This window comes from Pantoea sp. KPR_PJ (assembly GCF_041386365.1).
Taxonomy (GTDB): Bacteria; Pseudomonadota; Gammaproteobacteria; order Enterobacterales; family Enterobacteriaceae; genus Pantoea.
The window spans coordinates 226,833-251,975 of sequence record NZ_JABMIK010000005.1 but is presented as its reverse complement, the minus strand read 5'-3'; the positions used below and the strand labels follow the sequence as shown (position 1 = coordinate 251,975).

The following is a 25,143-nucleotide window of genomic DNA, read 5'->3' as shown; positions in this document are numbered from 1 at the left end:
CGCACCGGGATGTGTGATTGTGTCAGATGAAAAAACCGCACTTATTCATAACGTTGCATCATCATATGCAATCTGACCTGAGATTGACCCCGCAGCCTTGAAAAGCAGATAAGGCGTAGCAATATTGAACCCAATGGGTTTAAGGGTATCTAATCCTCTCCCGTTTATCAGGACGTTTTCATTAGGTAAAGGTACATATGGGTAAAGCACTCGTAATCGTTGAGTCCCCGGCAAAGGCCAAAACAATCAATAAATACCTCGGTAGTGACTACGTGGTGAAATCCAGCGTCGGTCATATCCGTGATTTGCCGACCAGTGGTTCAACCGCAAAAAAGAGTGCTGACGGGGCAGGCGATAAAAAAACCAAAAAGGTTAAAAAAGACGAAAAAGCCGCGCTGGTTAGCCGCATGGGTGTTGACCCGTATCATGGCTGGAAAGCGGATTATCAGATCCTGCCGGGTAAAGAGAAAGTTGTCTCTGAGCTTAAAGCGCTGGCAGCCAATGCTGACCATATTTATCTCGCAACCGACCTTGACCGCGAAGGGGAGGCCATTGCCTGGCACCTGCGGGAAGTCATTGGCGGCGACGACAAGCGCTTTAGCCGCGTGGTGTTCAACGAAATCACCAAAAATGCCATTCGTCAGGCGTTTGAGACGCCGGGCGAGCTTAATATCGATCGCGTTAACGCTCAGCAGGCGCGCCGTTTCATGGACCGCGTAGTGGGTTACATGGTATCGCCGCTGCTGTGGAAGAAAATCGCGCGTGGTTTATCCGCCGGCCGCGTTCAGTCTGTTGCCGTGCGCCTGGTGGTCGAACGTGAACGCGAAATTAAGGCCTTTGTACCGGAAGAGTACTGGGAGCTTAATGCCGATCTGCATACGGCAAAAGGCGATCTGCTGGCGATGTCGGTGACACACCAGAATGACGCTCCGTTTCGTCCAATCAATGGTGAGCAGACGCAGGCCGCAGTAGCCCTGCTGGAACAGGCGCGCTACGAAGTTGTCGATCGTGAAGATAAGCCCACCAGCAGTAAACCGGGCGCACCTTTTATTACCTCGACGCTACAGCAGGCGGCCAGCACGCGCCTTGGCTTTGGCGTGAAGAAAACCATGATGATGGCGCAGCGCCTGTATGAAGCGGGTCACATCACCTATATGCGTACCGACTCGACTAACCTGAGTCAGGATGCGTTGACAATGGCGCGCGGCTATATAGAAGAAAGCTTCGGCAAAAAATATCTGCCAGAAACGGCTAACGCCTATGCCAGTAAAGAAAACTCACAGGAAGCGCACGAAGCTATTCGCCCCTCTGACGTTAACGTTGTGGCTGAGAAACTCAAAGATATGGAAGCCGATGCGCAGAAGCTTTATCAGCTGATCTGGCGACAGTTTGTTGCCTGTCAGATGGTGCCTGCGCAGTATGACTCCACAACGCTGACCGTTGCCGCCGCAGGTTTTAAACTGAAGGCAAAAGGCCGTACGCTGCGCTTTGACGGCTGGACGCGCGTTATGCCTGCGCTGAGAAAAAATGATGAAGACCGCACGCTGCCGCCGGTAGAGAAAGGCGAAACGCTGGACCTTCAGCAGCTGATCCCCAGCCAGCACTTTACGAAACCGCCAGCACGCTTTAGCGAAGCCTCGCTGGTGCGTGAACTGGAGAAGCGTGGCATCGGCCGTCCGTCGACCTACGCTGCGATTATTTCGACTATTCAGGATCGCGGCTACGTGCGGGTTGAAAACCGCCGCTTCTATGCAGAAAAAATGGGTGAAATAGTGACCGATCGACTGGAGGAAAACTTCCGCGATCTGATGAACTATGACTTTACCGCCACCATGGAAAACAGCCTCGATCAGGTTGCCAATAATCAGGCGGAGTGGAAAGGCGTGCTGGACAACTTCTTTAGCGACTTTACTCAGCAGCTGGATAAGGCTGAGAAGGATCCTGAAGAGGGGGGTATGCAGCCGAACCAGATGGTGCTTACCTCTATCGATTGCCCGACCTGTGGACGCAAAATGGGGATTCGCACCGCCAGTACCGGTGTGTTCCTGGGCTGTTCAGGCTATGCGCTACCGCCTAAAGAGCGCTGCAAGCAGACCATTAACCTGATCCCTGAAAATGAAGTGCTGAACGTGCTGGAGGGCGATGACGCCGAAACCAATGCGTTGCGCGCGCGTCGGCGCTGCCAGAAGTGTGGCACCGCGATGGACAGTTATCTGATCGATCCTCAGCGTAAGCTGCATGTCTGCGGGAATAACCCGGAGTGCGACGGCTATGAGATTGAGCAGGGAGAGTTCCGCATCAAGGGTTATGACGGCCCGATTGTTGAGTGCGAAAAATGTGGCTCTGAGATGCACCTGAAGATGGGGCGCTTCGGTAAGTACATGGCCTGTACCAATGATGAGTGCAAGAATACGCGCAAAATCCTGCGGAATGGTGAGGTCGCGCCGCCAAAAGAAGATCCGGTACCGTTGCCGGAGCTTCCGTGTGAGAAATCAGACGCTTATTTTGTCCTGCGCGACGGTGCAGCAGGCGTTTTCCTCGCGGCCAACACCTTCCCGAAATCGCGTGAAACCCGTGCCCCCCTGGTGGAGGAGCTTCAGCGTTTCAAAGATCGTCTGCCGGAAAAACTGCGTTATCTGGCTGAGGCGCCGGCAAGCGATCCCGAGGGTAACAAAACGATGGTTCGCTTCAGCCGTAAGACAAAGCAGCAATATGTTGCTTCTGAGAAAGAGGGCAAAGCAACCGGCTGGTCGGCCTTCTTTATTGACGGCAAATGGCAGGAAGCAAAAAAATAGTTTTCACCCCCTCTCTGTAAGGCCAGCACTGCTGGCCTTTTTCTTAGCCTTATATCAAATCGTTCTACATTCCTTCTCACGATGATATAGTGGTTATAGCATTTCCGACATGTTCCGATACTTCACTTTACTTTTCACCGATCCGGCTAACAAAGGTCAATCGGGGATGCCGCTCTGTAGCTTACTGGGATGGAACAGATATGAAATTGCAGCAATTGCGCTATATCGTCGAAGTGGTTAACCATAATCTCAATGTCTCTTCGACAGCAGAAGGACTCTATACTTCTCAGCCAGGCATCAGCAAGCAGGTGCGTATGCTGGAGGATGAACTGGGCGTGCAGATCTTTGCGCGCAGCGGCAAACATTTAACACAGGTCACGCCTGCGGGCGAAGAGATTATCCGGATCGCTCGCGAGGTCTTGTCTAAAGTTGATGCGATTAAATCCGTGGCGGGTGAACATACCTGGCCGGATAAAGGTTCACTTTATGTCGCAACTACGCACACCCAGGCGCGTTACGCTTTACCTGGCGTCATTAAAGGCTTCATTGAACGCTATCCGCGCGTCTCGCTGCATATGCATCAAGGCTCGCCCACGCAAATTGCTGAGGCCGTCTCTAAAGGTAACGCGGATTTTGCTATTGCGACTGAAGCGTTACATCTTTATGACGACCTGATTATGCTGCCGTGCTATCACTGGAACCGTGCGATTGTTGTCACTCCTGACCACCCGCTGGCAGGAAAAGGCCGGGTTTCCATTGAAGAGCTGGCAGAATATCCTCTGGTGACCTACACCTTCGGCTTTACTGGACGCTCAGAGCTGGATACGGCCTTCAATCGTGCAGGCCTGACGCCGCGCATTGTTTTTACAGCCACCGACGCTGACGTAATCAAAACTTATGTCAGGCTGGGGCTGGGAGTAGGGGTTATCGCCAGCATGGCGGTTGATCCTGTCGCCGATCCTGACCTGGTACGCATTGAAGCCGCAGAGATTTTCACCAACAGTACCACCAAAATCGGCTTTAGGCGCAGTACGTTCCTGCGAAGCTATATGTATGATTTTATTCAGCGTTTTGCGCCTCATCTTACTCGTGACGTGGTCGACGCAGCGGTGGCGCTGCGCTCAAATGAAGATATCGAGGCCATGTTCAAAGATATCAAGCTGCCGTTTAAGTAACGGCGCTGACGCGTAAGCATTGTTAAAGGCTGCCTGGGCAGCCTTTTTTGTGCGTAGCGGTTAGCGCCACCTCATTGTTGAAAAAATTAATTATTTTTTTGTAAATAAAACATTGATCACATGTTTTTCTCTTCAGCTTCCTTAAATGCGAAACAGTACACAAATTTAACTCTGCCGCTTTGCGTGCTGCCAGGATTATTCCCATACTCCAGTTAAGGCAGCGCGGTAAGCCTGTTTAAATAAGGCTTCTCTTACAGGGCTTTAATTTAATTTGGCACTAATATCAATTTAACTCAAATTTGCAATGCAATAATTTAATTAAGAAAATGGGCGGGTGTTCATTATTACTTAAGTGATTTACGTGTTTTGATAAATAGCATTAATCGTTGTGCTCAATAAAAATAACTGGATTTTCGGCCTTAATGAGTTTAGGATTCGTCCTAAATCTTAATCGATGTTATCAATCGTTTTATTGAGAGTGATTATCTAAAACTATGGCTACGAGACTGACTGTACAACCCGACTTTCGGGCAAAGAGCACCAAGGTTGCGCGTTCTGGTAACATCCGTCGCAAAGCCTGGTTAACCGTGATAGCGGCTTCTGCGCTGTTCTGGGTAGTTGTCGTATTGATGATCTGGCGTATATGGGGATAAACCATGTGGGCAAACACCCTCAGCCGTAAACAACTGTTATCCGCTCCGCAGATCAAAGCTCCTGCCTGTAAGGGTAAAGAGAGCAGCGTGACGGAACAAAAAGTGTCAATCCCGGACAGCTGGGAATTGAGCGACAATCAGCGTCGCTTCATCGAGTCTTTCATGGACCCGAAAGCAAAATAAGGTATCGCCGCGCAACGGCGGAATCCTTGCTACTCTTCTTTCCGGTTTTCCGGCGGGCAAATTAAAAGCCCACTCTTAACACTCAGCAGTATTAAAAGGGTGTCATCACACTGATGGCAGCAGGACTTTTTACGCCCGTTTTAGGGAGGAGTGAATGATGAATACCATTAAGATGTCCTGGTTCAGCGCCTGTGCCTTCTCTCTTGCATTCTGGGCTGCTGCAGTATGGATCGCCGTTTAACCTGACTCTGTTTCCCTGTTCTTATCGCTAACGCCCCGTCCTCTCCACGGGGCGTTTTTGTTTGGCCATCGCCAGGGTGTGGCAATTCGTGTTGTAATCAAAACGTTAAGGAAAATGTAGTCTATCTTTAACATAAACCTTGTTCTCTCTGAGGTTAACGCGATCACGATAAGAAAAGGAGGAGCTATGTCGGACACCCTACGCCAACAGAGTCAGGACCGGCTACAGGTCGACGATCGGCAATATCATATTTTCAGTCTTCCCCGCGCTGCCCAACACCTTGGCAATATCGATCGTCTTCCCAAATCACTCAAAGTTCTCCTGGAGAACCTCCTGCGCTGGCAGGATGGCGATTCTGTTACGGAAGAGGATATCCGGGCGCTGGTGGCCTGGCAGAAGGACGCTCACGCCGATCGAGAAATCGCCTACCGACCCGCACGCGTTCTTATGCAGGACTTTACCGGCGTTCCCGCCGTGGTGGATCTGGCAGCAATGCGTGAGGCTGTGAAACGACTGGGGGGCGATGTCGCCAGGGTGAACCCACTGTCACCGGTTGACCTGGTCATTGACCATTCGGTCACCGTCGACCGCTTCGGCGATGACAGCGCATTTGAAGAAAACGTCCAGCTGGAGATGGAGCGCAACCATGAACGCTACGTTTTTTTGCGCTGGGGTCAGAAGGCCTTTAACAAGTTCCGTGTGGTGCCGCCGGGCACCGGTATCTGTCATCAGGTCAACCTGGAGTATTTAGGTAAGTCCGTCTGGCATGAACAGATTGATGGCAAGCAGTTTGCCTGGCCAGATACGCTGGTCGGTACCGATTCCCACACTACCATGATCAATGCGCTTGGCGTACTGGGCTGGGGGGTCGGCGGTATTGAAGCTGAAGCCGCGATGCTGGGGCAGCCCGTCTCTATGCTGATCCCCGATGTGGTCGGGTTCAAGCTGACCGGCAAACTTCGTCCTGGCATTACCGCAACCGATCTGGTACTGACCGTCACCCAGATGCTGCGCAAACATGGTGTGGTGGGCAAGTTTGTCGAGTTTTATGGCGACGGGCTGGCCGATCTGCCGCTTGCAGATCGTGCGACCATCGCGAATATGGCACCCGAATATGGGGCAACCTGCGGATTCTTCCCGGTTGACGATGTGACTCTGGGCTATCTCACGCTGACCGGCCGCGATGCCGGGCAGGTCGCCCTGGTAGAGGCCTATGCGAAAACCCAGGGCCTGTGGCGCAATCCTGGCGATGAACCTGTTTTCACCAGCTCGCTGGCACTGGATATGAATGATGTGGAATCCAGCATAGCCGGACCAAAACGTCCGCAGGATCGCGTTTCGCTGGGCGACGTGCCTGCGGCATTTAACGCCAGTAACGAGCTGGATGTGAATCATACCCAGCTGCCGCATAAAACGGTCTCTTACACTGACAGCAACACCGGCCTGAGTCACACGCTGGAAGACGGCGCTGTAGTGATCGGCGCCATCACCTCCTGTACCAACACGTCTAACCCAAGCGTGCTGATGGCGGCGGGGCTGCTGGCAAAAAAAGCGGTTGAGCGTGGCCTGAAACGCCAGCCCTGGGTGAAAGCCTCACTGGCTCCAGGCTCTAAAGTCGTATCTGACTATCTGGCGGCGGCACAGCTGACGCCTTACCTCGATAAGCTCGGTTTCAATCTGGTGGGATATGGTTGTACCACCTGTATTGGCAACTCCGGGCCGCTACCCGATGAGATCGAGACTGCGATTAAAGCTGGCGACATCACTGTGGGTGCCGTTCTGTCCGGTAACCGGAACTTTGAAGGGCGCATTCATCCGCTGGTTAAAACGAACTGGCTGGCCTCGCCGCCGCTGGTGGTTGCCTATGCACTGGCAGGCAACATGAAGATTAATCTGCAAACCGAGCCGCTGGGGCAGGATCGGCAGGGTAAAGATGTTTACCTGAAAGACATCTGGCCATCGCCAGAAGAGATCGCCACGGCGGTTCAGCAGGTTACCAGCGACATGTTCCATAAGGAGTATGCGGAGGTCTTTTATGGCACCCGGGAGTGGCAGCAGATCAAAGTGAGCGAAGCTGCGACCTATGCCTGGGATGAGGGATCAACCTATATTCGTCTGTCGCCCTTCTTTGATGATATGGAACGCGAGCCGAAGCCCGTGCAGGATATCAGAGGCGCGCGCGTGCTGGCGATGCTGGGTGACTCCGTGACGACCGACCATATTTCTCCGGCAGGCAGTATTAAAGCGGACAGCCCGGCCGGGCGTTACCTTCAGTCACACGGTGTCGATCGCGCTGATTTTAACTCCTATGGCTCCCGACGCGGTAATCACGAAGTGATGATGCGCGGTACCTTTGCCAACATTCGTATTCGCAACGAGATGGTGCCAGGCGTAGAAGGCGGTTATACCCGCCATATTCCCAGCGGTGAACAGCTGGCAATCTACGATGCGGCGATGAAGTATCAGGAGGAGGGAACGCCGCTGGCGGTGATCGCGGGTAAAGAGTATGGCTCTGGCTCCAGCCGCGACTGGGCAGCGAAAGGGCCACGGTTACAGGGCGTGCGCGTAGTGATTGCCGAATCCTTTGAGCGCATCCACCGATCTAACCTGATCGGTATGGGGATTCTGCCGCTGGAGTTTGCGCCAGGCGTGACGCGCAAAACCTTGCAGCTCACGGGCGAAGAGCGGTTCGATATTGAAAACCTCTCACGACTGCAGCCAGGCTGCACCGTCAGCGTGACAATGACGCGGCCGGACGGCACGCAGGAGACGCTGGAGACGCGTTGTCGTATCGATACAGGCAATGAGCTGACCTACTACCGCAACGACGGCATTCTGCACTATGTGATACGCAATATGCTGAACTAAAAAAACGCCGGGGAAACCCGGCGTTTTTTCGTCCAGCACTGACTGGACGTTGAGGCTATTCAGATTTGGGCAGCAAATGGCCCATCTTTTCCGCCTTGGTGTCGAGGTAATGCGCATTTTTAGGGTTGCGGCCCACGATGAGCGGCACGCGCTCAACAATATTGATGCCCGCCTCGCTCAGAATCTCCACCTTACGCGGGTTATTAGTCAGCAGACGTACTTCGTTGACGCCAAGCAATTTGAACATATCGGCACAGAGTGTGAAATCGCGCTCGTCAGCGGCAAAACCGAGCTGATGGTTGGCTTCAACGGTATCATAGCCTTTATCCTGCAGCGCATAGGCGCGGATCTTGTTCAGCAAGCCAATATTACGACCTTCCTGACGATGATAGAGCAGCACGCCACGGCCTTCTTCGGCAATAGCGTTTAGCGCCGCTTCCAGCTGAAAACCACAATCGCAGCGTAAACTGAACAACGCGTCACCGGTCAGGCATTCCGAATGAACGCGCGCCAGTACGGGCGTATTATCGCTGATGTCGCCGTAAACAAGCGCGACGTGATCGTGACCGGTTGCCAGTTCTTCAAAACCAACCATGAGGAAATCGCCCCAGGGCGTGGGCAGTTTGGCTTCTGCCACCCGTTTAAGCTGCATGTGACTCTCCAGAACCTTCAGAGGATGCGCTATTCTAAAACAGCGCACAGGCCAGTATGGCCTGAAAAAATTGACAATATTGTGCCACAACGTGAAGTTGGGCTGGTAATTTGTCAGAGCGATTGTAGTGATAAAGCACAATTGTCCAATGCGCAACAGGTTATGTTATTATTTTTTAACATAAAGTTACTGGCCAGCGGCGCATATGTGTCGGAACGAGGAAGAAAGGATGCTGGAAATTTTACGTCGCACGACGGCAGGGATGTTTCTGCTGATGATCATCCCGGTTGCGGTCTGGCTTTCCGGCTGGCAATGGCAACCTGATGAAAGCAATACGCTGCTGCGATTTCTGTTCTGGATGACGGAAACCGTCACGCGTCCCTGGGGAATTATCACCAGCACTCTGTTAAGCCTCTGGGTACTCTGGTGCCTGCGATTTCGCCTGAAGCCGGCATTGTTGCTATTGCTGATTATGAATGCCACCGTTCTGACTGGTCAGTATACGAAATCTTATATCAAGGATCAGGTGCAGGAGCCGCGGCCCTATGTCGTCTGGCTCGAGCATAACCACGGCCTGGACGAGCGTGAGTTTTATAGCATGACGCGTAAAGAGCGCAGCCAGCGTGTCGATCAACTTCTTGCCAGCGATCGGCTTTTGCCTGGCTGGTTAAAACGGCACTGGGCGTTTGAAACGGGATTTGCCTTTCCGTCTGGTCATACGCTGTTTGCGGCCAGCTGGGCACTGCTGGCCATTGGGCTGCTCTGGCCACGCCGACGCTACGTTACCATTGCGGTAATCGGCGTCTGGGCGGGTGGGGTGATGGCCAGCCGCCTGCTGCTCGGTATGCACTGGCCGGGCGATCTGGCAATGGCGGTGATCCTCTCCTGGCTATTGGTTTCGCTGGCAACCTGGCTGGCGCAGCGTTTCTGCGGGCCGCTGACGTTACCGCCAGAAGAGCGAAAAGAAGTGGCACAGCGGGAAAGCGGATTGTAATTCGGCTGTTTATCCCCATATTATTGATTGCGCTTGTGTAAAAGCCATTCGCTTGGCGCTGCATGGAGCAGCATTGTTGCCGCTTTTTTGGCATACTTCTCCCGAATAACCTCACAACAGGATGCACTGTGAAATATTTGCTGATTTTCTTAGTGGTATTGGTCATTTTCATTATTTCCGTCACATTAGGCGCGCACAACGACCAGGTCATCACCTTTAACTATCTGCTGGCGCAGGGCGAATTCCGCATTTCTACGCTGCTTGCCGCGCTGTTCGGTGCAGGCTTTGTGCTGGGCTGGGCGATCTGTGGCCTTTTCTGGCTTCGCGTGCGCGTTTCTCTGGCACATGCCCAGCGCAAAATCAAACGTATGCAGACCCAGCTGGATAAAAGCACTCAGCCTGTCACGACCTCAACTGCCGTATCGAGTCAGGAATAATATTCCATGCTCGAATTGCTGTTTCTGTTACTGCCTGTGGCGGCGGCTTATGGCTGGTACATGGGGCGACGTAGCGCGCAGCAGGATAAGCAACAGGAAGCAAGTCGCCTGTCGCGGGACTACGTTGCGGGCGTTAACTTCCTGCTGTCAAACCAGCAGGACAAAGCGGTCGATCTCTTCCTTGATATGCTGAAAGAGGACAGCGGTACGGTTGAGGCGCACCTGACGCTAGGCAATCTGTTTCGCTCGCGCGGCGAAGTCGATCGCGCCATACGTATCCACCAGTCGCTGATGGAGAGTGCGTCGCTAACCTACGATCAACGCCTGCTGGCTGTTCAGCAGCTGGGCCGCGACTACATGGCCGCCGGACTTTACGATCGCGCTGAAGATATGTTCAAACAGCTGACCGACGAAACTGATTTTCGCATCAGCGCACTGCAACAGCTGCTGTTGATCCATCAGGCAACCAGCGACTGGCAACAGGCGATAGAGGTGGCGGAGCGACTGGTGAAACTGGGTAAAGATAAGCAGAAGAGCGAAATTGCCCATTTCTATTGCGAGCTGGCGCTGCAGGCAATGAGCAGCGACGATCTTGATCGTGCAATGAGCCTGTTGAAAAAAGGCGAAGCCGCCGATCGTCAGAGCGCGCGCATTTCCATCATGATGGGGCGTATTCTGATAGAGAAGGGCGATTATACCCGTGCTATTGAGCATCTTCAGCGCGTGCTGGATCAGGATAAAGAGCTGGTGAGTGAAACCCTGCCGATGCTGGAGACCTGCTACCAGCGGCTCGGCCAGCACGAGGCCTGGGCGGCTTTTCTTCAGCGTTGCGTCGAAGAGAACACCGGCGCGGCGGCAGAGCTTTATATGTCCGATATTCTGGAGCATCAGGAAGGACCTGAAGCTGCCCAGCTCTATATTAATCGTCAGCTGCAACGTCATCCCACCATGCGGGTTTTTCATCGCCTGATGGATTTTCACCTGCATGATGCAGAAGATGGACGCGCCAAAGAGAGCCTGATGGTGCTGCGCGACATGGTAGGTGAGCAGATACGTACCAAGCCGCGCTATCGCTGTCAGAAATGTGGTTTCACCGCCCATGCGCTGTACTGGCATTGCCCCTCCTGCCGGACCTGGTCCTCAGTAAAACCCATCCGCGGACTCGACGGCCAGTAGCTGGCCGTTGTGCGCGGCTCGCTTTCTGTCTTTATAGTTACAACATACCATTAGTTGCCTGCAATCATATTTTCCGGCAACGTGCAACGAATGGTCAGGCAGAGAACAAAGGTGCCGCAAACGTTGTCGCTGCTCTGGCGTATGCGTAGAATGCTTGCCGTTTGTCTTACCTGCCAGATGCCGTCAACCAGGAGGAAATTTCATGCCTTTATTGCCAGCCGTAACCCCTTCACCCATTCTCGTGGCGCTGGATTACCACGATCTCAACAGCGCGATGCGCTTTGTCGACCAGATTGATCCGCAGAGCTGCCGACTGAAAGTGGGCAAAGAGATGTTTACGCTGTTTGGCCCATCGCTGGTGAAGGATTTGCAGCAGCGCGGTTTTGAGGTGTTCCTCGACCTTAAGTTTCACGATATTCCGAACACCACTGCCCATGCGGTAGCGGCGGCGGCCGATCTTGGCGTCTGGATGGTCAACGTGCACGCCAGCGGTGGGGCGCGCATGATGAATGCCGCGCGTGAAGCACTGGTTTCTTACGGTAAAGATGCGCCACTGCTGATTGCCGTAACGGTATTGACCAGCATGGACGCCGACGATCTGCGCGGTCTGGGCATCAGTTTATCGCCCGCTGAGCAGGCGGAACGTCTGGCAAAACTGACTCATGAGTGCGGTCTGGATGGGGTGGTTTGTTCAGCACATGAAGCGACGCGTTTCAAAACGGTTATTGGCAACGATTTTAAACTTGTTACGCCTGGCATCCGTCCGGCAGGCAGCGACGCCGGTGACCAGCGTCGCATTATGACGCCGCAGCAGGCAAAACAGGCGGGCGTAGACTATATGGTGATTGGGCGTCCTGTTACCCAGTCCGCCGATCCCGCCGCCGCGCTTTCCGCTATTATTACCAGCCTTGAGGAGTCCTTATGAGCCGCGATAATCCGCTGGTCTACTCCACCGACTCTGGCCGCATTGAGCAGCCGAAAGAAAAAGTCGAACGCCCTAAAGGCGACGGCATCGTCCGCATTCATCGGCAGACCAGCGGTCGAAAGGGCAAAGGGGTTTGCCTGATCACGGGACTGGACCTGGACGATGACGCGCTGAACAAACTGGGTGCAGAACTGAAAAAAAAATGCGGCTGTGGCGGGTCAGTGAAAGAGGGGGTGATTGAAATTCAGGGCGACAAGCGCGACCTTCTCAAACAACTACTGGAAGCAAAAGGCCTGAAGGTCAAGCTGGCCGGTGGGTAAAAAAATCGGGCTACAGATGTAGCCCGATGTCTTAGTAGATGCGCTGCGTAGCCTTATTATAAAATCTGCTGCTGTTAATCGACCTGGTGGCCGATAACACCGCCGACCGCCGCGCCGCCCAGCGTACCCAGTGCGCTGCCGTGCGTTAACACTGAGCCACCAATTGCGCCTGCACCTGCGCCGATAGCGGTGTTGCGATCGCGTTTTGACCAGTTTGAGCAGCCGCTCAGGGCGACAACTAAAGTGGCAGCCAAAACCGTTGCGGTAATACGTTTCATATTTTTTGTCATAACTTCTCCTTGGTTGTGCTCACAGAGGCAACATCCTAAGTATAGGTGGTTTTTCCTCTGGTTTATTATCTACCCGCATTACGCCATCGCTTCTTCCGTGAAGATGCCGCTATGCCTTTCGCTATGGACAATGTTGTCTCGGGCAGATAAACGCGGGCTGGAAACAGATCCGCCCATTGCGTGAGGGAATTCTAAGCCTTATGCAAATTTTCCGAAGAGGGAAGATTCCTAATTCGTGCCACATTTTTCACTTCTCAGCCGTTTCTGCCTGCTTTTCCAGCTATTCACTCCATAACGTTTTTATCGCAGCCCTGCACAATTCCAGCAATGAATCAGAGCAGGAGAAGGCAATGCTGGAACAACTTAAACAGCAGGTTCTGGAAGCGAACCTGGATTTACCGCGTTATCACCTGGTGACCTTCACCTGGGGCAACGTGAGCGCTATCGATCGTGAGCAGGGCTTGCTGGTCATCAAGCCTTCCGGCGTGAGCTATGACCGCATGAAGCTTGACGATATGGTGGTCGTCGATCTTGCCAGCGGTGAGGTTATTGAGGGGGCCAGGCGTCCCTCGTCAGATACGGCAACGCACCGCGCGCTCTATCTGGCCTGGCCGGAGGTAGGCGGTATCGTGCATACCCACTCGCGCCATGCCACTATCTGGGCGCAGGCTGGCCGGGCGATCCCGGCATGGGGAACAACCCACGCAGATGATTTTTATGGTGAAATCCCCTGCACCCGCGCAATGCGCGAGGCTGAAATTCAGCATGACTACGAATGGAACACTGGCAGCGTGATTATTGAAACCTTTGCCCAGCGTGAGCTTTCACCTGGCACCATTCCAGCGGTGCTGGTGAATTCACACGGGCCTTTTGCCTGGGGACGCGACGCGCACGCCGCCGTGCATAGCGCCGTGGTATTAGAGGAGGTCGCTTACATGGGACTTTTCAGCCAGCAGCTGCGCGCCGATCTGCCGCCGATTAATCAGACGCTGCTTGACCTGCATTACCTGCGCAAGCATGGCCAGAATGCCTGGTATGGACAAAAAGAGTAAATGTGCCGTCGTCTCCTGTCAGGCGTAACAGCCTGACTTCCCGCGCCTGTCTGCCTTCTGAAATCCCCATGCTATCGCGGTGAACTCGCCTGATATCGTACAGCCACCGTCTGACAATCAAGCCACTGGTGCCGCATTGCGGCCCGTCTCAACGTACTGCCAGTCACAGCGAAAATGCTGGTATGGCGACAGCGATCAATGTTCTGAAACAAAACGCCAACAAAAAATAAAACAGCGTTTCATTTTAATGGTGCGATCACTGTTTTGCTTCCTGGCTCACCGTATGTTGCTGCCAGCGCCTTCCGGCCTGACACTCCTTCTGGACAGCAAAGGTGATCTTCTTATGCATATCAAACGTGCTATCGACAAAATTCCGGGCGGGATGATGCTTGTTCCGCTTTTTTTGGGTGCCCTTTGTCATACGTTGTCGCCCGGTGCCGGGAAATATCTGGGTTCATTCTCTAATGGTCTGATGTCCGGTACGGTGCCGATCCTCGCCGTATGGTTCTTTTGCATGGGGGCGTCAATCAGGCTCAGCGCGACCGGCACCGTGCTGCGCAAGTCGGGTACGCTGGTGATCACCAAAATCGCCGTTGCCTGGGTCGTCGCTGCTATTGCATCGCGTGTGGTGCCGGAGAATGGCATTGAGGCAGGGATGTTTGCCGGGCTGTCCACGCTGGCGCTGGTGGCGGCGATGGATATGACCAATGGCGGGCTCTATGCCTCTGTGATGCAGCAGTATGGCAGCAAAGAAGAGGCGGGCGCATTTGTGCTGATGTCGCTGGAGTCAGGTCCCCTGATGACCATGGTGATCCTCGGCACGGCCGGTATCGCCTCATTTGAGCCGCACGTTTTTATCGGTGCCGTTCTGCCGTTCCTGGTCGGTTTTGCGCTGGGCAATCTGGACCCCGAACTGCGAGATTTTTTTGGTAAAGCCGTGCATACCCTGATTCCTTTCTTCGCTTTCGCGCTGGGTAACACCATCGATCTCAGGGTTATCGCTCAGACCGGGCTGCTGGGCATTATGCTGGGCGTCGCGGTGATTATCGTTACGGGCATTCCGCTGATTATTGCCGATCGCCTGACAGGGGGGGGTGACGGTACCGCAGGTATCGCCGCCTCCAGCACTGCAGGCGCAGCGGTGGCGACGCCCGTGCTGATTGCCGAAATGCTTCCACAGTTTAAGCCGGTCGCACCAGCGGCAACTGCGCTGGTTGCAACCTCGGTCATTGTTACGTCAGTTTTGGTGCCAGTCATTACTGCTGTTTATTCAAAGCGCGTTAAGCGTTCCCGCGTTGCCGTGGGCCAGTGTGCGGCGATCAAGTAACCCTGCTTAAGCTTCCCCGACCTCGCTGTCGGGGAAATCTCTGGATTTTACTTTACAAATCAATATCTCATTTGGTCTGGCCTCTGTCTGCATTACGCTGGTATGGCGTTTAACGCATCAAAATAAACAGAGGATGAGACAATGACAGTAATTAACCAACCAACTTGCAGACTGTTCACCGAAGTGGGCCAGACCACTCAGCTTGCCGCCTATTACGAAGAAGGGCGACGCACCATGTGGATGATGTTGCGCTCGCAACCGCGTCCCAGTTTCAACCACGAGTTAATTGAGGAGATTATGAATCTGAGCTATGCCGCTCAGCGCTCAGGTCTGCCAATCGACTTCTGGGTCACGGGCTCGCTGGTACCTCAGATGTTCAACGCCGGCGGCGATTTACGCTTCTTCGTAGAGTGCATTCGCAACAATCGCCGCGAGGCGCTGCGTGCCTATGCGCGTGCCTGCGTTGACTGCATCCACTCTGCCGCACGCGGTTTCGATACCGGTGCGGTGACGCTGGCCATGATTGAAGGCAGTGCGCTGGGGGGCGGTTTTGAGGCCGCACTGGCTCACCACTTTATCCTGGCGCAGAACAATGCGCGTCTGGGCTTTCCGGAAATTGCCTTCAACCTGTTCCCCGGCATGGGCGGCTACTCGCTGGTGGCACGCCGCGCCGGAATGAAGCTGGCGGAAGAGCTGATCTGTGAAGGGGAGTCGCACAGCGCCGAGTGGTATGAGACGCGCGGTCTGGTGGATAAGGTTTTCCAGCCGGGCGACAGCTACCGCTGCACACGTACATTTATTGATACGCTGCGGCCAAAGCTGAATGGCGTGCGCGCCATGCTGAAGGCGCGCCAGCGCGTACTGCAGCTGTCGCGCGCTGAGCTGATGGATATCACTGAGGACTGGGTTGACTTTGCTTTCACGCTGGAACCGAAGGACATTGCCTATATGGAACGTCTGGTGCAGTTACAAAACCGTCACAGCGCATCACTGCGTAAAGCCGGATAGTAAACCAGAACGTTAAATGCGGGCAGGATGCTTAGCCAGCCAATGCCCGAACTGTTCTGCGGGCATTGGTTTTGCATAATAATAACCCTGACGCCCATCCACGCCGTTGTGGAGGACAAACTCTTCTTCCGCTTTGGTCTCGATGCCCTCGGCGATAACCTGCAACGCCAGCGCTTTGGCAACGGCGACGATGGCACGCACCAGTGATTGAGAAACCGGCTGCTCGTTGATGTCGCGTATAAAACTTTGATCGAGCTTGATGGCATTGATAGGCACGCGCGCCAGCTGTGACAGCGAGGAGTAGCCCGTGCCGAAATCATCCAGGTGCACCTGCGCGCCCAGCTCCTGAAACTGCTTCATCAGGGTCAGCGCCTGCGCTTCGTTTTCAATCAGGCAGCTTTCCGTTAGTTCGATATCAATAGGGCATTCCGTCAACCCGCTGTCGATAAGCGCCAGTTTCAGATCGCTGTAAATACTCTGGTCGATCAGCTGGCGTGCAGAAACGTTCACGGCCACGCGCAGATTGATGCCCTGTTCACGCCAGACCAGGATTTGCCTCAGTACCGTCAGCATCACCCAGCGGCCAAGGGGCACAATCAGGCCCGACTCCTCGGCATAGGGGATGAAATCTGCCGGTGAGACCATGCCGCGCTCGGGTGAGTTCCAGCGTACCAGTGCTTCCGCGCTGCGCACCTGACCGTCGCTGTCGATTTTAGGCTGGTAGAACACCGTCAGGTGATCCTGCTCCAGCGCCTTGCGCAGGTTGGTATCGAGCCAGAGATATTCAAAGACACGCTGATTCATTTCCGCTGCGAAAACGCAGAATTTCCCGCGCCCGTTCTCTTTAGCGTGGTACATCGCGGTATCAGCATTGCGAATCAGACTTTCACGATCGTCACCGTGCAGCGGCGAGAGTGCAATACCGACGGAGCAGCCGCTGTAAACTTCAATCAGGCCGATACGGAAGGGCTGACGAAGACGCTCCAGAATGCGCGACGCCATCGCCTCCAGCTCAGCCTGACTGGTATGCTCGGCCAGTACCAGGAATTCGTCGCCGCCGAGGCGGGCCAGCGTCTGGTCCTTGCTCAGACAGCTGAGGATAGCCAGCGATACGGCCTGAAGCAGCTGATCGCCAAACATATGGCCGTAGGCATCGTTAACTTTTTTGAAATTATCGAGATCGAGGTAGACCACCCCGGTTTCATCGCCTTTTGCCAGCTCCAGCGCCAGGCTAATTTGCTGATGAATTGAGTTACGATTAGGCAAACCGGTCACGGTATCGGTGTTTGCCATCACCCGCAGGCGCTCCTGCGCACGTCGCTCCTCGGTTATGTCCGTTCCTGAACAGATGAGGAAAATTTCATTTTTCCCGCTGCCACTGTGAACGAACTTATTACGAAACAGAAAGAGTCGCTGGCCCTTACGCGTTTTTACCCAGCGTTCAACCTCGTAAGAATTACCGTCGCGAAAAAAACCCGCAATGTTACGTCGCGACGCCGCCGCTTCCTGTTTCGTCATAAAGAGCTGGAAAACGTTGCGGCCGATCACTTCATGTTCGTTCAGCCCGGTATACTCCTCGCTCAACCGGTTGAACCGCTGGATATTGCCGCGCTGGTCAAGAATAACGATGACAGAGTTGGCTTCAGATACGACCTGCTCGGCGAAAGAGAGGCCCTGTGTCAGATCGCGCGCCACTGCGGAGGTATCCCCCCACGCGGAGGCGGTTCCCGCCCAGCTGAGCTGATTGACCTTGCGGCCGACAAAGTGCATCGGCACTGGCGTGCCGTGCAGTGACAGCGTCAGATTAACGCTGGAGGTAATAACTGGCATGGCGCGCAGCATACTGGCCTGCGCGGGCGTAAGCGCAACGGCAATATTGGTATGCGCGTTTTCATCTTCGGCAAAATGCAAAGCATCGCTATCCGTAGTCAGCCGCCAATGAGGGCTGGTAGTGCCAAACAAGGTATACAGCAACGTTTGCCCTTGTTCATCGGTCATGGAAGGGTCCTCCGGGAAATGCTTTGCGTTAGTTATCTCATTATTTTATCAACAGTATTCGGCATCTGACCTCAGTACAAGATGCCAGCCAAATATATTTTTCGGTCAGGCTAAGAATGGCACAAAAAAAGCCCCGCATTACGGGGCTGATTTACAGCGTTAACAAGGACATTTACCCAGTTTACCCGCCTGGCTGGGGAACCGGGCATCAAGACAATAACGGTGGAATTCCCGCTCGCTCATTGGTGCTAAATCGGGGTGATGATGCCGCATATGCTGAAGATAATTTTGATAATCCTGGACCCCGACCATCAGGCGGAAACTCTGCTGCAGACCGCGCCACAGCCGTCGCCAGCTAAATCCGGTGGCGGGAGCAGCAAGCTGCTGACAGCAGATAATCTTGCCCAGTGACGCCGGGCGCGACACACGTCGAATCGCATCAGACATTTTGAGGCTCCTTACGCAGAGAGGGCTCAGCTTCGTGCGTGGTCGGCACGCTGCTCTGCAACGCCCGGCGAATCACAAAGACGGCGGCAATCAGCATTGTGACGGCGACCAGCATAAAAAAGCCGCACAGGATGGCGTTAATCTGATTGCTGAATACGATGGTCTGCATATCGGCCACCGATTTTGCCGGGGCGATAATGACGCCTTCGTCGATACCCTTACGGAAACGGTTAGCCTGCGCAAGAAACCCGATTGCGGGTTTCTCATGGAAGATCTTCTGCCAGCCTGCCGTCATAGAGGTAATGAACAGCCAGACCGTTGGCAGAATCGTTACCCATGCATAGCGCTGTTTCTTCATCTTGAACAGCACAACGGTACCAAGGATAAGCGCCATTGATGCAAGCATCTGGTTGCCAATACCAAACAGCGGCCACAGCGTATTAATGCCGCCCAGCGGATCGACCACACCCTGATAAACAAAAAAGCCCCAGCCCGCGACGGCAACCGCTGTGCCTGCCATATTCCCCATCCAGGAGCGGTTATTTGCCAGCGATGGAATCACGGTGCCAGCCAGATCCTGCACCATAAACCGGCAGGCGCGCGTACCGGCGTCCACGGCGGTCAAAATAAACAGCGCCTCAAACAGAATGGCGAAGTGATACCAGAAGGCCATCATTGCGCGGCTGTTAAACACGTCGGTGATAATGTGCGCCATCCCGACGGCAAAAGTTGGAGCACCACCTGCGCGGGAGAGTACGGACGCTTCGCCTACGTCACGCGCGATGCCGCTCAGCATCTCTGGCGTGACCACAAAGCCCCAGCCGTTGATCACCTGCGAAGCATTTTCCACCGTCGTGCCAATCAGCGCGGCGGGGGAATTCATGGCGAAGTAAACACCAGGATCGATAACTGAAGCGCAGATCAGCGCCATGATGGCGACAAAGGACTCCATCAGCATGGCGCCATAACCGATAAAGCGGATATGACTTTCGCGCTCCACCAGCTTCGGCGTGGTGCCGCTGGAGACCAACGCATGGAAGCCGGAGATCGCGCCGCAGGCAATGGTAATAAACAGGAACGGAAAGAGCTGGCCGGAAAAGACCGGGCCGCTGCCGTCAATAAAGCGCGTGACCGCAGGCATCTTCATCTCCGGCATCGCGAACACAATACCGACTGCCAGCCCGACAATGACGCCGATTTTCAGAAAGGTTGAGAGATAGTCACGCGGAGCCAGCAGTAGCCATACCGGCAGCACGGAGGCGACGAAGCCGTAGATCACCAGTACCCAGGTAAGCGAGGTGCCTTTCAGGGTAAAGAAGGGCCCCCAGTAGGGATCCTGCGCCACATTACCGCCGTAAATTATCGCGGCCATCATCAGCACAAAGCCAATCAGCGATACTTCCGCGATTTTACCGGGCCGGATATAGCGCATATAGACGCCCATCAGCAGCGCAATCGGAATCGTGGCGGCGATAGTAAACAGCCCCCATGGCGAATCCGCCAGCGCTTTCACCACGACCAGCGCCAGCGCCGACAGAATAATGATCATCACGCCCAGCGCACCAAGCATGGTAATCACGCCAGCAAAGGCACCCAGCTCCTGACGCGCCATTTCACCCAGCGATCGCCCGTCACGCCGGGTAGAGATAAACAGCACAAGGAAATCCTGCACCGCGCCCGCCAGCATCACGCCAACGAGGATCCAGATCGTCCCAGGCAGAAAGCCCATCTGCGCCGCCAGAATCGGGCCGACCAGCGGACCTGCGCCAGCAATGGCAGCAAAATGGTGGCCAAACAGCACCCATTTATTGGTGGGGACATAATCCAGCCCGTCGTTGTAGCGTTCAGCCGGCGTGCGACGCCGATCGTCAAGCTCAAAAATATTGCGTGCGATAAACAGGCTGTAGAAGCGGTAGGCGATGCTGTAGCAGGCAACGGCGGCCACTACCAGCCAGACGGCATTAACCTGTTCACCGCGATTCAACGCCAGCATGGCGAATGCGCCCGCGCCGATTAACGCCACCGCTAACCAGATAATACTGGTCTTGACGTTTTTCATGACCTCACTCCTTGTTATGAACCGAAAGGGACGTTCAAAGACAACGAGTTAAAGGTAATGTAATAGAATGTAAGTGGAAGTTAATCCGTTGAGAAGTGTGAAGCGGGGAACAAATTTAACAATTGAGTAAAGTACGGAACAAAAGTGCGGGATAACAGAGGTTATCCCGCCGTTTTTCATGCTCAGGCTGCCGGACGTGCGACAACGCTACGCGTTTCCATGCGCACTTCGGCGATGGTGACGTCGATCACGTCAGTCACGCGATAGGCGACTTCCCCCTTGATTTGCACGGTGCCATTCTCCTGGCTGCACACCAGTTCATCACGCACGGCGTGAATAAATGGCGCAGGAATAAAGGCCACCGCGCCGTTTTCGAGCAGGCGCACGCGCATTCCACCCCGCGACACGTCGATAATCTCTGCGCTGAACTTGCGATCGGTGCCAGCGTGCGGGCTCAGCCAGCGCGCATAGAGCCAGTCACCCACGTCGCGTTCCGCCATACGGTTCAGACGACGGCGCTCACCCATGATGGTCGTCAGCGCCTCGTCAGGACGTGAAGCCTGCTCGCCGCGAATGATGGCCTTCAGCAGACGATGGTTAATCATGTCGCCTGACTTGCGGATGGGAGAGGTCCAGGTCGCGTAAGCCTCCAGACCCAGGCCAAAGTGCGGGCCCGGTTCGGTGCTGATCTCAGCGAAAGACTGGAAACGACGAATGCGGCTGTCGAGGAACTGTGTCGGCTGGGCGTCCAGCTCGCGGCGCAGCTGACGGAAGCCTTCCAGCGTGGTAATGGCGTTAGCGTCTACGGTCACGCCGTGGTTCGCCAGCACAGCAGCGGCCTGCTCAGCGTTGGTCGCATCGAAACCGGTATGGACATTATAAACGCCAAAGCCCAGCTTCTCGCGCAGCACTTTACCGGCGCAGACGTTGGCGAGGATCATCGCCTCTTCGACCATGCGGTTGGCGATGCGGCGTGGTTCAGCGATGATGTCCAGCACTTCTCCCTTTTCACCCAGCACGAAGCGGTAATCCGGACGATCCTTAAACACCAGCGCATGGTTGTGACGCCATTCACTGCGTGCCTGGCAGATACGGTGCAGCAGGCGAATTTGTTGCGCAATGGCTTCGCTCTGCGGTTGCCATTCACCGGTGTTTTCCAGCCAGTCAGAGACCTCGTCGTACACCAGTTTGGCTTTCGACTCGATCCAGGCGGCGGAGAACTGCACTTCATCACTCAGCGAGCCTTCTGCCGAGACGTCAACCCGGCAGATCAGCGCAGGACGACGCACATTCGGACGCAGCGAACAGACGTCATCTGACAGCTCGCGCGGCAGCATAGGGATGTTAAAGCCCGGCAGATAGTTGGTAAACGCGCGCTGCGCTGCCAGCTTATCCAGCTCGCTGCCTTCTGGCACGTAGGCGGTGGGATCGGCGATGGCGATGATGAGGCGCAGCGTACCGTCAGCGTTCTCTTCAACATACAGCGCATCATCCATATCTTCAGTGCTGGCGCTGTCGATGGTGACGAAATTGAGCGCGGTCAAATCTTCACGCGTCAGCTGTTCGTCCTGCATCTCACCAAAGCTGACGTCCGGGGCTTCGCGCTCCAGGTTGTGGCGCGACAGTGTGACCCACCAGGGCGCCAGATGATCATCAGCTTTAACAATAAATTCGGTCAGTTCGGCATAGAAGCCGCGATCGCCTTTCAGCGGATGGCGACGCATTTCAGCCACGGCCCAGTCACCCGCCTGAAAATCATGGCTCAGGCCACGCACAGGACGGCAGGGGATGGCGTCTTTTAACAGCGGATGGTCCGGAACAATAGAAAGGCGGTCATCTTTCTTCTGTACGCGGCCGACAAAACGGCTGAGGAAGGGCTCGATCAGCGTTTCCGGCTCGGCGCTTTCGCGATCCTTGTCGCTGTGAATGATGGCGGAGACGCGATCGCCGTGCATCACTTTCTTCATCTGCGGCGGCGGAATGAAATAGCTTTTCTGCGCGTCGACTTCTAAAAAGCCGAAACCTTTTTCGGTGCCTTTAACAACACCTTCTGCGCGAGGCGTCTGCGCGTGGAGCTTCTCTTTAAGCTGCGCGAGCAGCGGATTATCCTGGAACATAGTTTGTTTAGTTTCGTGGCCTAAGAGCGGCTGCTAGTTTTACGCGAATCAGGGGCGCGCGGCAAGGCAAAAAGGGGGAAAAAAGCCGGGTTAACCGGCTTTCAGAGCGGTCACATCAGGCCCTATGCAATACGCTGGGTAGGCTGAGAAACGGACAGTTCCAGCTTAACCGGAACGGATTTCGAGGTTGGCGTGCCGCTGCCGTCGCCGAAGCTGTTGAGCGGAACCAGCGGATTGGTTTCCGGATAATAAGCCGCAAGGTTGCCACGCGGAATATTATAGGGAACCAGCTTGAAACCGCTGACGCGGCGCGTAATGCCGTCGTTCCAGAGGGTTTCAATATCCACCTGCTGTCCTTCTGTGAAGCCAAGCGCCTGCATGTCGTCCGGGTTAATGAAGACGACTTCGCGCTGGCCGTATACGCCGCGATAGCGGTCATCCAGCCCGTAAATGGTCGTATTGTATTGATCATGCGAACGCAGGCTCTGCAGCGTAAAGGGAGCATCAGCCACCTCCTGCGGGAAGAGCGATACCGGCAGCGCCGCGCTGCTGAACTCCGCTTTCTGCGTCGGGGTGTTGAAGCGCAGCTCTGCGGCTGCGTTACCCAGATAGAAACCGCCTGGCTCGTCGCATTTACGGTTGAAGTCAGCAAAGCCCGGAATCGTTGCGGCGATATGGTTACGGATCAGATTGTAGTCGCCCGCCAGATCCAGCCACTGCACTTTCTCGTCGCCCAGAACCGCATGGGCAATGCCCGCCACAATAGCCGTCTCAGAGCGCTGGGTATCCGCCAGCGGAACACCGATGCCTTCTGAGGCGTGCACCATGCTGAACGAATCTTCCACCGTAATGAACTGGTTGCCGGTCGCCTGGATGTCGCGCTCGGTACGGCCAAGCGTCGGCAGGATCAGACTCTCTGCACCCGGCACCAGATGGCTGCGGTTCAGCTTGGTGCTGATGTGAACCGTCAGGCCGCAGCGCTGAAGCGCTTCTTCGGTGCGAGGGGAATCCGGTGCCGCCGCCGCCAGGTTACCTCCCAGCGCAATCAGTACCTTAATCTCGTCGCGCAGCATCGCGTTCAGCGCTTCCACGGTGTTGTGGCCATGCGCACGCGGCGGCTCGAAGCTAAAGTGGCTGCCCAGCGCGTCCAGAAACGCCTTGCCTGGTTTCTCGTCGATACCCATAGTGCGGTTGCCCTGCACGTTGCTGTGGCCGCGCACCGGGCAGAGGCCGGCACCTTTTTTGCCAAGCTGACCAAACAGTAGCTGCAGGTTAACAATTTCCCGAACGGTATCAACAGAGTGCTTGTGCTGAGTGATCCCCATCGCCCAGGTAATGATGACGCGATCGGCACTCTGATAGATTGCGGCAGCCTCACGGATCTGGGCTTCGCTCAGACCAGACTGCTGCACGATCTGCATCCAGTCAGTGTGATCAACCGCCTCCAGATAGGATTCAACGCCGTGCGTGGTGGCATTAATAAAGGCTTCATCAAACAGGCCTCTCTCACCGGCAGCCAGGCGTGCGCGATGGTTTTCCAGCAGCGCTTTGACCATGCCGCGCACGGCCGCCATATCACCGCCGAGATTCGGCTGATAATAGGCGGAGCTGATAGTGCCAGCCATAGAGGTCACTACTTCCAGCGGTTTCTGTGGATCGGCGAAACGCTCCAGTCCACGCTCGCGCAGCGTATTGAACGAGACGATTTTCGCCCCGTGATCGGCCGCGTGGCGCAGACTGTGCAGCATACGCGGGTGGTTAGTGCCCGGGTTCTGGCCGAAAACAAAGATCGCGTCAGCGTGATCGAAATCGTCGAGGCGAATGGTGCCCTTACCAACACCGATGCTGCGCTTCAGCCCAGTGCCGCTCGCTTCGTGACACATGTTGGAGCAGTCAGGAAAGTTATTGGTGCCCACCAGGCGTCCAAACAGCTGGTAAAGCCAGGAGGCTTCATTGCTGGCACGGCCTGACGTGTAAAGCTCCATCTGATTCGGGTTATCCATTGCCTTAATATGCTGAGCGATCAGCGAAAAGGCGTCATCCCAGCTAATGGGCTCATAATGGTCGGTTTCGGCGTTATAGCGCAGCGGATGGGTCAGGCGACCCTGGTATTCAAGAAAATAGTCACTTTGCGCGTAGAGTCTGGCTACGCTGTGCTGAGCGAAGAAGTCAGTGTCAACGATGCGTCGCGTCGCTTCCCAGGTCACCGCTTTGGCGCCGTTTTCACAGAAACTGAAGGTGCTTTTATTATCGTCACCCCAGGCGCAGCCGGGGCAGTCAAAGCCGCGAGCTTTGTTCATACGCATCAGATTGCGCATGTTTTTCAGGGCTGCTTTGCTGTCAAGAACGAAACGCGTGGTGGCTTCCAGCGACCCCCATCCGCCCGCAGCGGCGCGGTAGGGCTTAATTTTACGTTTGAATTTCAT

General features: G+C 55.0%; 20 protein-coding genes. 13 read left to right on the top strand and 7 right to left on the bottom strand.

Translation table 11 applies throughout. The features are described 5' to 3' along the window. Positions 1 to 197 precede the first annotated feature (197 nt). The 5 genes from topA (at position 198) to acnA (ending at position 7,915) form a co-directional block, all read left to right on the top strand. Positions 198 to 2,795, top strand: coding sequence for a type I DNA topoisomerase (gene topA / locus HP564_RS13360; RefSeq protein ID WP_371243774.1), 2,598 nt, complete (start codon positions 198 to 200; stop codon positions 2,793 to 2,795). A gap of 200 nt (positions 2,796 to 2,995) precedes the next feature. Beyond that, the gene (gene cysB, locus HP564_RS13355; protein ID WP_371243773.1) at positions 2,996 to 3,970 is read left to right on the top strand and encodes an HTH-type transcriptional regulator CysB; all 975 of its coding nucleotides are present in this window, start codon (positions 2,996 to 2,998) and stop codon (positions 3,968 to 3,970) included. Positions 3,971 to 4,464: 494 nt separating this feature from the next. After that, positions 4,465 to 4,623, top strand: coding sequence for a YmiA family putative membrane protein (locus HP564_RS13350; protein ID WP_371243771.1), 159 nt, complete (start codon positions 4,465 to 4,467; stop codon positions 4,621 to 4,623). A gap of 3 nt (positions 4,624 to 4,626) precedes the next feature. Further along, positions 4,627 to 4,806: a hypothetical protein gene (locus tag HP564_RS13345; RefSeq protein ID WP_371243770.1), complete on the top strand. Its 180-nt coding sequence runs from the start codon at positions 4,627 to 4,629 to the stop codon at positions 4,804 to 4,806. Positions 4,807 to 5,233: 427 nt separating this feature from the next. Continuing rightward, entirely contained in the window at positions 5,234 to 7,915 is a 2,682-nt protein-coding gene (gene acnA / locus HP564_RS13340; RefSeq protein ID WP_371243769.1) for an aconitate hydratase AcnA, read from the top strand. Positions 7,916 to 7,970: 55 nt separating this feature from the next. Here the strand turns inward: acnA and ribA are convergent, their stop codons facing one another. Beyond that, a complete protein-coding gene (ribA, locus tag HP564_RS13335) occupies positions 7,971 to 8,567 on the bottom strand; it encodes a GTP cyclohydrolase II (protein ID WP_371243767.1) in 597 nt (198 codons plus the stop codon). Positions 8,568 to 8,796: 229 nt separating this feature from the next. Between ribA and pgpB the strand changes: the two genes are divergently transcribed. From pgpB to yciH, 5 genes are all read left to right on the top strand, one after another. Continuing rightward, positions 8,797 to 9,561 (top strand): phosphatidylglycerophosphatase B, encoded by a 765-nt coding sequence (gene pgpB, locus HP564_RS13330; protein WP_371243766.1) that lies wholly within the window; start codon positions 8,797 to 8,799, stop codon positions 9,559 to 9,561. A 128-nt stretch (positions 9,562 to 9,689) separates the two neighbouring features. Further along, complete coding sequence (locus tag HP564_RS13325; RefSeq protein WP_371243765.1) at positions 9,690 to 9,998, top strand: LapA family protein; 309 nt, start codon at positions 9,690 to 9,692, stop codon at positions 9,996 to 9,998. Positions 9,999 to 10,004: 6 nt separating this feature from the next. Then, a complete protein-coding gene (gene lapB / locus HP564_RS13320; protein WP_371243763.1) occupies positions 10,005 to 11,174 on the top strand; it encodes a lipopolysaccharide assembly protein LapB in 1,170 nt (389 codons plus the stop codon). A 202-nt stretch (positions 11,175 to 11,376) separates the two neighbouring features. Continuing rightward, positions 11,377 to 12,099: an orotidine-5'-phosphate decarboxylase gene (gene pyrF / locus HP564_RS13315; RefSeq protein WP_371243762.1), complete on the top strand. Its 723-nt coding sequence runs from the start codon at positions 11,377 to 11,379 to the stop codon at positions 12,097 to 12,099. Beyond that, complete coding sequence (gene yciH / locus HP564_RS13310) at positions 12,096 to 12,419, top strand: stress response translation initiation inhibitor YciH (RefSeq protein WP_371243761.1); 324 nt, start codon at positions 12,096 to 12,098, stop codon at positions 12,417 to 12,419. Before pyrF ends, yciH begins: the two co-directional genes overlap by 4 nt. 74 nt (positions 12,420 to 12,493) lie before the next feature. On the opposite strand, the gene osmB is transcribed toward yciH, so the two are convergent. Further along, positions 12,494 to 12,709: an osmotically-inducible lipoprotein OsmB gene (gene osmB / locus HP564_RS13305; RefSeq protein WP_371243760.1), complete on the bottom strand. Its 216-nt coding sequence runs from the start codon at positions 12,707 to 12,709 to the stop codon at positions 12,494 to 12,496. 350 nt (positions 12,710 to 13,059) lie between these two features. Between osmB and araD the strand changes: the two genes are divergently transcribed. The 3 genes from araD to HP564_RS13290 all read left to right on the top strand — a co-directional run bounded on the left by araD (position 13,060) and on the right by HP564_RS13290 (position 16,096). Next, entirely contained in the window at positions 13,060 to 13,761 is a 702-nt protein-coding gene (araD, locus tag HP564_RS13300; protein ID WP_371243758.1) for an L-ribulose-5-phosphate 4-epimerase, read from the top strand. A 343-nt stretch (positions 13,762 to 14,104) separates the two neighbouring features. Next, entirely contained in the window at positions 14,105 to 15,088 is a 984-nt protein-coding gene (kdgT, locus tag HP564_RS13295) for a 2-keto-3-deoxygluconate transporter (RefSeq protein ID WP_371243757.1), read from the top strand. Positions 15,089 to 15,229: 141 nt separating this feature from the next. Further along, complete coding sequence (locus tag HP564_RS13290) at positions 15,230 to 16,096, top strand: crotonase/enoyl-CoA hydratase family protein (protein ID WP_371243756.1); 867 nt, start codon at positions 15,230 to 15,232, stop codon at positions 16,094 to 16,096. 12 nt (positions 16,097 to 16,108) lie between these two features. Here HP564_RS13290 and pdeR read toward each other — a convergent pair whose 3' ends face one another. From pdeR to HP564_RS13265, 5 genes are all read right to left on the bottom strand, one after another. After that, positions 16,109 to 18,094, bottom strand: a complete 1,986-nt coding sequence (pdeR, locus tag HP564_RS13285; protein ID WP_371243754.1) for a cyclic di-GMP phosphodiesterase — start codon at positions 18,092 to 18,094, stop codon at positions 16,109 to 16,111. A gap of 159 nt (positions 18,095 to 18,253) precedes the next feature. Continuing rightward, positions 18,254 to 18,541: a YbdD/YjiX family protein gene (locus HP564_RS13280; protein ID WP_371243753.1), complete on the bottom strand. Its 288-nt coding sequence runs from the start codon at positions 18,539 to 18,541 to the stop codon at positions 18,254 to 18,256. Then, the gene (locus tag HP564_RS13275) at positions 18,534 to 20,600 is read right to left on the bottom strand and encodes a carbon starvation CstA family protein (RefSeq protein WP_371243751.1); all 2,067 of its coding nucleotides are present in this window, start codon (positions 20,598 to 20,600) and stop codon (positions 18,534 to 18,536) included. Before HP564_RS13275 ends, HP564_RS13280 begins: the two co-directional genes overlap by 8 nt. A gap of 182 nt (positions 20,601 to 20,782) precedes the next feature. Beyond that, positions 20,783 to 22,717 (bottom strand): exoribonuclease II, encoded by a 1,935-nt coding sequence (locus HP564_RS13270; RefSeq protein ID WP_371243750.1) that lies wholly within the window; start codon positions 22,715 to 22,717, stop codon positions 20,783 to 20,785. 122 nt (positions 22,718 to 22,839) lie between these two features. Next, positions 22,840 to 25,143, bottom strand: a complete 2,304-nt coding sequence (locus tag HP564_RS13265; RefSeq protein ID WP_371243748.1) for an FdhF/YdeP family oxidoreductase — start codon at positions 25,141 to 25,143, stop codon at positions 22,840 to 22,842.